This window comes from Thermodesulfobacteriota bacterium, assembly GCA_036482575.1.
In the GTDB taxonomy this organism is placed as follows: Bacteria; Desulfobacterota; GWC2-55-46; order GWC2-55-46; family JAUVFY01; genus JAZGJJ01.
Genome location: JAZGJJ010000139.1, coordinates 1 through 8210, shown reverse-complemented (window position 1 = coordinate 8210; position 8210 = coordinate 1). Strand labels below are relative to the sequence as shown.

The window sequence follows — 8210 nt, the reverse complement described above, 5'->3', positions numbered from 1 at the left end:
GCTTTACCATGATGGCGCTCTGGGCCTTCGCGAGGTACCGCGGGGGGAAGGCACGCTACCTCGTCCTCTCGTCGTTCTTCCTGGTCGTTGCCTCCACCTTCAAGACGGTGGTCGTCTTCCCGTTCGCGGCCTTTTTCTTCTATCTCCTCATCTTCCCCTTCACGGAGGGGGAGGGGAAGATGACCGATAGGGCCGCCCGACTAAGGAGGCTCGCGCTCTTCCTCCTCCCCGGCTTTGTCGTATGGGGCGGCGTCTTCGGGTACTTCGCCCTCAAGGGTACGTTTCCGGAGTTCTGGGAGGCCGTCTTCGTATACAACCGTTACTATGCGGAAAGTGTCGGGGGGAACGTGTGGGATCTCCTGGCCGACCCCGAGAACCTTTTACTCAAGCCCCTTAAGGGGGTCTGGCCCCTGGTGCTGCTGTCGGCCGTGTGGCTGCCGTTAAGCCGGGTAGCGTACGGGCCGCTTCGGCGTTCGTTCTTCATCCTGCTCGTCCTGGGTACCTTTATAGCGGTGGCCGGCCCGGGCCAGTTCTTTGCCCATTACTATCAACTGTTACTCCCTCCCCTGGTAGTGATGTCCGCCCTGTTTTTCTTTGAATTCGACCTGGCCGGCTATATAGCGAGAAAGGAGTTTCCCTTGAGGGCGTGGCTCGTTACGCTCATATTCTTGCTTACAGTGACTTGTTTTGTCCGTAACCAGGCGGCCTACCTGAGGATGAGCCCGGAGGAGATCTCGGCCAGGAAGTACGGACACACGGGGGGCTTTATCAGGCCGCGCAGGCTGGCCAACTACATAAAGAAGGTAACCCGCCCATGCGACACCATATACGAGTGGGGGGCCGAGACGGGGCTCTACTATTACAGCAAGAGAAAAGCGGCGTCCGGGATATTCTTTATCTACCCGTTACTGGTCGGGCCGGAGGAAGAAAGGCTCCGGAAGGCGGACAGGCTGTTAGACGACCTGACGGCTTCACCCCCTACCCTGTTTGTCTGGAGCAAGCGCTACGCGGAGCTCAGGGAGAGAGGGATTTACGACTTTGTCAGGGAGCGCTACGACTTGGTCAACAGATACAGGGGGTACGACGTCTACCGCCGTAAGGACACGGCGACCCCGGAAGGGGATGGTGGGGACGGCGGATGCTGAGGAAGGACCGCCCGGAACGGACGGTTGAGGGAGTTCCCCCAACCTCTTCTTGCAACCCCCCCCGTGCCATTGGTATTGACTATCGAACCACTAAAAATGTATAATTAAAGCTTAAACCGCCGAATGTGTCCCGCTGCGGCTATGCTGGCCATGGTGGGGGGGCTGGGCGGGTAGGAGGACGATACCCATGTCGGCCTTAACGACTACCACCGCGATACACACCCTGGACAACCGGGTGCTCTTCCCCGCCGGGGCAGTAATATCCCCCGAGACGCTGGAACCCCTCATATCGTCCCACGCATCCGTCTCATATGACAGCCTCTCGCTCTTGCGGTACGGCTCGGTGAGGGAGGATCTGGCGGACTTTCTGAACGCCCCCCATTACAGGATGATATTCTCCGGCGAGGAACGCACCGCCGCCGTCTTTAACGACCTGGAGAGAGTCCGGCTTATCAGTCCTCTCATGGATGTGCTGGACTACTTCAAGGCCAACGACTTTTACACCTATCGCCACTTTCTCGCGGCGTTTGCCCTCTCCTCGCTCATGGCGCATGAGTTGGTGCCCGACCACGCGGAGAGGAACGGCCTGGTTTTAACCGGGCCTATCCACGACGTCGGCAAGATCTGCATGCCACTGCACGTCTTGAAGAAGGCCGCCCCCCTGACCCGGGAGGAGAGGGAAATCCTGACCGGCCACACGACGGCGGGATATGCCCTGCTCGGCTACTACCTCCGGGACAGCCAAAGCCTTTCTTCGGTAATAGCCAGGGACCATCACGAGAGGATTGACGGCTCGGGGCGTCCCCGCGGCATCCGGCTTGAAGACCTCCTTGTGGAGATCGTCGCCGCAAGCGACGTCTACGACGCCCTTCTCTCCCCGAGACCTTACCGGCCCAGCCCCTACGACAACCGGACGGCGCTGGAGGTGATTACGGAGATGGCGGAGGGGGGACAGCTCGGCTGGGACGTGGTCAAAACACTCGTGGCCCTGAACCGCAAAGACAAGCCCCGTTACGATGAGGTCTCTATCCCGTCCGATAAAAGGGGGGTAGCGCCCGCGGACAACCAGTACGGCAAGACCGCCGAAGACGAAACCCCCGAAGACGAAACGAGTGCTAAGAAGTAACGCGCGCGTCCGTCCGTTGTCGGTTTTTCGCCCGTCACCGACAACCGGTAACTGAAGACCGGTACTGTCTCTTATCCCGCCCCCCTTTTTTTGTTATGGAAAACAAGCCCGGCTTGCGGTATCTTTTAAGCCTATATGAGATCTGGTGAAAAAAGCGGCGCCCTTTTGCATGCCCTGATACTCCTGGCCGTGGGGGCGGCCATGGTCAGCGTGAGCTGGCTCAAGTGGCCGGACATCCTGATAGACTTCGGCAGGGAGGTATACGTCCCCTGGCAGCTTGCCGAGGGCAAGGTGCTCTACCGCGACATCTTTTACTTCAACGGTCCGTTCTCTCCGTATCTGAACTCCCTTCTGTTCCGCCTCTTCGGCGAGTCCATCCTTATCATAGAAGCCTTCAATATCCTGGCGATAGCCGGTATTACATACCTTATATACAGGCTCTTTTCCGAAAAGGAAGGGGATTCCTCAGCCCTTCTCGTATGCATCTGCTTCCTGACCGTCTTTGCCTTTTCCCAGTATGGGAGGGTCGGAAATTCCAACTTCGTCACGCCCTACTCCAACGAGATAACCCACGGGATGCTCGTTTCGCTTCTGAGTATATGGTTTTTCCGGTTGTACTTGAAGGAGAGAGGGTGCGTGTGGCTCGCATTAGTGGGCTTTTGCCTCGGACTCCTATTCGTTACGAAAATCGAGATTTTCCTGGCTGCGTTCACTGCCGTCTCATCCGGGCTTCTTCTCGTGTTGTGGTATGAACGGCCGGGAGGCCGTGAAGCGCTTAAGGAAATCTCCGTGATGGGGTTTGCGTTTATCCTTCCGGCCGGGGCGTTCCTCGCATATCTAAGTTTGTATATGCGGCCGGAGGAGGCCCTAAGGGGTATTTTCGGTCCATGGGTGATGCTGGCTACTACCGACGTGGGTTCGACCCAGTTTTATCGTACAGTCAGGGGCACCGACCGGATATTGTTCAATCTGAAACAGATGATGAGCGTTGCGGCGTTGTACTTCGGATGGTTTTCGCTCATCGCGGCTGTCAACCACATGCTTGGTAAAATCGGCGGCCCATTCAGAAGGCGTGGGTTGCTGATCTCCTTTGCGGTCACGATGCTGTTGCTTGTCGGGTTTTCCAGTGCGGTTCCGTGGCTGAAAATCCTGAGGCCCCTCCCTATCGTAACGGCGATTATAGGCGTGGTACTTCTTGCGCGGTTGGTCCGTGGCCGCGAAAGCGGCGAGGCACGGGAGCGGGACATAATGAGGTTTGTCATTGCCGTGTTTTCGTTTATGCTGCTCCTGAAGGTATTGTTGAATATCGACATAAGATTTTACGGCTTCGCACTCGCAATGCCGGCCGCGCTTTTGACGGTGAAGGCGCTTGTCGCCTGGGTGCCCTCTTACCTCAACAGGGTGTCGGGCTATAGCGTCTTTTTCCGGTGGGCCGCGCTGACGACCATAGCGGTAATGGTCGTGTGGCATCTGACCTACAGTGTAAGCCTGTATAGGCTGAAAGGCTTCGCCATGGGAAGCGGGGGAGATACCGTGGTCGGCTATAACTATAAGGCCGATCTTAAAGGGACCCACGACGCGCTCGTGGCAGACGTGCTTGAGGAGATAGAGAAGATCATGGGCCCCGAGGATAGTTTTGTCGCCCTGCCCGAAGGGCTTATGCTTAATTACCTGTCGAGGCGGCTGAGCCCGACCGGGTTTCTCACCTTCGTCCCGGCGAACTTCGTGATGTTCGGTGAGGAGAGGATGCTCGCGGCATTTGAGGAACGCCCCCCCGACTATGTGCTCATGGTCCACAGGGACACCTCAGAATACGGCTATGAGTTTTTCGGCCGGGACTACGGGCTTAAGCTGTACTCGTGGGCTACCGACAACTACGAGCCGGTATCGCAGATAGGCGCTACACCCTTTCAGGGAAAAGATTTCGGGGTCCTCATAATGAGACGTGCCGGGGAGCGAGGACGACTTAACGACGGCAACTTTCATGAGTGAGAGTGAAAGGCAGTCCTAAAATATTTAATTTTGTAAGCGTCGCTATTCTTGCGGCCGTGGGGCTGGCGATGGCATCCATGAGTTGGCTCAAGTGGTCGGACATCCTGATCGACTTCGGCAGGGAGGTGTACGTCCCCTGGCAGCTTGCCGAGGGCAAGGTGCTCTACCGCGACATTTTCTACTTTAACGGCCCGCTTTCTCCCTACCTGAACTCCCTCCTCTTTCGTCTCTTCGGCGAGTCCATATTTGTGCTCGAAGCCTTTAATATTCTGGTAATAGCCGCTACTACTTTTCTTATATATAAGCTCTTCAAAGAAGAGGGCGACGGGCTCTCCACGCTTTTCGTATGCGCCGCCTTCCTAACGCTTTTTGCTTTTCCCCAGTACATGCCGTATGGAAACTACAACTTCGTAGCGCCATATTCCCATGAGCTGACCCACGGCATCTTTATTTCTCTCCTGGGTCTGTACCTTCTCAGGCTCTACGTGGAAGAGAGGAGGTATCTCTGGCTCGCCTCAATGGGGTTCTGTGCGGGTCTTGCACTCCTTACAAAGGTAGAGGTTTACTTTTCGTTCTTAACGGCCGTGGTCCTGGGACTTTTCCTTGCGTTTCGGGCCGAGAGGCCGGGATGGTCCGGGATATTAAAGAGGGTTTCCATTTTCGGGTTTGCCGCCATACTCCCCGTTGCCGCATTCCTTGCTTACCTGAGCCTGCATATGGAGGTGAGGGAGGCGCTAAGGGGCATCTTCGGCTCGTGGTTCATTTTGGGCACGACCGATGTCGGTTCAACCCTGTTTTATCGGGTGATTATGGGTGTGGAAAGGCCTTGGTTCAACCTCGGGCGTATGCTGACCGTATTCTCGTGGTATGCGGCGTGGTTCGTCGTAGTTGCCGTCGTGAACCACGCGTTCGGCAAGACCGGCTTCCTTAGAAAGCACGCTGGTCTCGTCGCCTGTCTGGTATCGGTCCTTGTTTTTTTCCGCTTTCACGAGTGGGTACCATGGCCTGAGATTTTCAGGCCTCTGCCCCTTATAATGTTGCTGTTCGGCGCGGCTATTTTCGTGCTCTTCGTTCGCAGCCGTAACGGCCATGAAGCGCCCGGACGGTCCATACCCGTGTTAGCCCTGACAGTGTTTTCGTTCATGATGCTTTTAAAGATACTGCTGGCCGTCCACATCGTTCACTACGGTTTCGCTCTGGCTATGCCGGCGACCCTGGTGTTTATAAAGGCGCTACTCTCATGGGCGCCATCGCTGCTTACGAGGCTCTCCGGCCACTGTTCTTTCTACCGCATGGCCGTGCTTACGACCATCATGTTAACGGTCGGATGGCATGCGGGGGTTTCCTGGGGCTTCTACAAACTGAGGAGCTTTGCCGTCGGGAGTGGTTGGGATACGGTGGTTACCTACGGGCCGGGAGTGACTTCTCGGGGGCTGCACCTGAAGGCGGCGCTGGAGGAGATCGAGAAGATCATGGCCCCCAGGGAGAGTTTCGTCGCCCTGCCCGAAGGCGTGATACTCAACTACCTGTCGAGGCGGCCGAACCCTACCGGCTTCGTCAATTTTCTTCCGCCGGATGTCATTATGTTCGGCGAGGAGAGGATGCTCGCGGTATTTGAGGAAGCCCCCCCCGACTATGTGCTCCTGGTCAGCAGGCCCACCCCCGAATACGGCTATGAGTTTTTCGGCCGGGACTACGGGCTTAAGCTGTACTCGTGGGCTACCGACAACTACGAGCCGGTATCGCAGATAGGCGCGGCACCTTTCCAGGGGGACGACTTCGGGGTGGTTATAATGAAGCGCGTCGATGGTTAAAAATACGCATATATGCGCGGGGTTGACAGCAGACTTCGCCCGGACTATATTGGGTGGACGATGAGAGGCAGAACAACTTTAATCCCTTCGATCGCCGACGTCCTTTTCATTACCGTCTTTATCCGGCTTCTCCTGTCCGGGTCCGACCTTCTCTCGGACAGCGATACGGGACTGCACATCCGCGCCGGGCGCTTTATATTGGACGCCATGACGGTGCCGGTCCACGAGCCGTTCACCTTCCTCTCCCCCCCCCTTACGTTCCCCTCCCATGAGTGGCTCTCGGAAGTGGTGATGGCCTGGTTGTATGCGGGGTTCGGGCTTGAAGGCGTGGTCTTCTTCTCCTGTTTCGTCCTTGCCGCGACCGTTTACCTGTTTTTTAAGATGCTCAGGGCGGACGACGGCAACATAATCCTGGCAGCCGTCATCCTGGTCCTTGCCGTAGCCTCTTCATGGACCCACTGGCTGGCCCGGCCGCATATATTCTCGATTTTTTTCCTGGTCGTGTGGTATTACCTCCTCGATGACTACCAGTACCGCGCCACGAACCGGCTCTACTTCCTCCCCCCGCTCATGCTCCTCTGGGTCAACCTGCACGCCGCCTTCGTCCTCGGCTTCGCGCTCACCGGGCTTTACCTCTTTGGAAACATCGTGAGGGCCCGGGGTTCCGGGGGCGCGGAGAAGGAGATATTCCGGGGGAAGGTCCGGGCGCTGGCATTGGTAATGGGCGCATGCATCGCCGCATCCCTGGTAAGCCCCGGCGGCTACCACGCCCTGCTGTTCCCCCTCAAGCTGGGGTTGAGCAAGGTGATGACGGGCCATATCGGCGAGTACCTGTCGCCGGACTTCCATAAACCCAGCTTCGCGGCGTTCGAGTACATGCTTCTTCTCATGATAGCGGTCTTCGCGTTCTCGAAGAGGTCGCTTAACGTTATGGAGCTCCTGCTCGTGATGCTCTTCACTCCCATGGCCCTCTATTCGTCAAGGCATATCCCCTTTTTCGCCGTCGCAGCGGCGCCGATTCTTCTAAGGCATGCCGACGCGATACTTGACCGGTTGGAGGGGAGGTTCGCGGAGTTCTTAAAGGAGGGGGCCCGGAGGTTCGCCTCCATGGGTGTCTCTTCCCGCGGAAGTTTTTGGCCCGCCGCGGTCGTCTTGGCGGCCCTGGCGTTCCTCGCGGCGGGAAAGATGGACTACGACTTCGACGAAGAGAAAAAACCCGTGGAGGCGGTCGAATTCCTGAAGAAGGAAAAAATTCCCGGCAACATGTTCAACAACGACGAGTTCGGCGACTACATGGTCTACGCGGCATGGCCCGAGTACAGGGTCTTCATGAACGGCTCCTACGACGCCGACAAGAGGTACTATACGAGGATGGAGGACTACTCCAAGGTGTTCCGGATAAAGCCGCAGATGGACGGCGTTATCGAAAAGTACGATATAAGCTGGGTGATATTCAACTCGGGCTCTTCGCTCTCCAACTTCCTCCTTCAAAGGGAGGACTGGTTGCTCATATACTCCGACGGGGTCGCGGATATATTCCTGAAGGACACGCCGGAGAACGAGCGCCTGATAGAGAAGTACAGAGACGTAAAGCCGGTGGTCAAGGAAGAAGAGGACGGGGCACCATGAGGCCTGTCCTGAGCGAAGTCGAAGGGGTGTTTCAATTTCAGGATGACCGTTAGTAATTGCGGATTGGGGATTGCAGACTGCGGATTGGTTACTTTTAAATCTTTGTTCCGCAATCCGAAATCGAAATTGCCGTGCGGCAGCACCGTGATGGCTGATAAGAATCTTAAGATAGAGCTCGAAAGGCTTTACCGTACCTACGATCGCACTTTTCTCGACTCTGACCCCCTGGGGCTCGTCCACGGGTTCAGGGCCGGGCGCGACCTGGAGGTCGCCGGGCTTATAGCCTCCTCCCTCGCATACGGCCGGGTGGAGGGGATAAGGAGGAGCATCGAGCGTGTGTTCGAGCTCATGGGCGGGGAGCCGTATCGTTTCACCATGGCCTTCCGGCCCCAAGGGAAGGGAAAAAAGATTTTTTCCGATTCCCGCTTTGTCCACCGCTTCACGCGCGCCGAGGACGTAGCCTGCCTCATATACTTCGCCAGGCAGATGATAGAGGAGGGGGGC

The 8210-nt window shown here is 57.0% G+C and carries 6 protein-coding genes; all 6 read left to right on the top strand.

What is annotated here, in order from left to right:
• On the top strand, positions 1 to 1145 hold a 1145-nt coding region (locus tag V3W31_06270; protein ID MEE9614546.1), incomplete at its 5' end, for a hypothetical protein.
• Between the two features lie 187 nt (positions 1146 to 1332).
• Positions 1333 to 2271 (top strand): HD domain-containing phosphohydrolase, encoded by a 939-nt coding sequence (locus V3W31_06265; protein ID MEE9614545.1) that lies wholly within the window; start codon positions 1333 to 1335, stop codon positions 2269 to 2271.
• Positions 2272 to 2406: 135 nt separating this feature from the next.
• Complete coding sequence (locus V3W31_06260) at positions 2407 to 4263, top strand: glycosyltransferase family 39 protein (protein ID MEE9614544.1); 1857 nt, start codon at positions 2407 to 2409, stop codon at positions 4261 to 4263.
• A 68-nt stretch (positions 4264 to 4331) separates the two neighbouring features.
• Positions 4332 to 6077, top strand: a complete 1746-nt coding sequence (locus V3W31_06255; protein MEE9614543.1) for a glycosyltransferase family 39 protein — start codon at positions 4332 to 4334, stop codon at positions 6075 to 6077.
• Positions 6078 to 6137: 60 nt separating this feature from the next.
• On the top strand, positions 6138 to 7706 hold the full coding sequence (locus V3W31_06250; GenBank protein ID MEE9614542.1) for a hypothetical protein: 1569 nt from the start codon (positions 6138 to 6140) through the stop codon (positions 7704 to 7706).
• A gap of 147 nt (positions 7707 to 7853) precedes the next feature.
• Positions 7854 to 8210 (top strand): DUF2400 family protein (locus V3W31_06245; protein ID MEE9614541.1); only part of this gene is annotated, 357 nt, incomplete at its 3' end.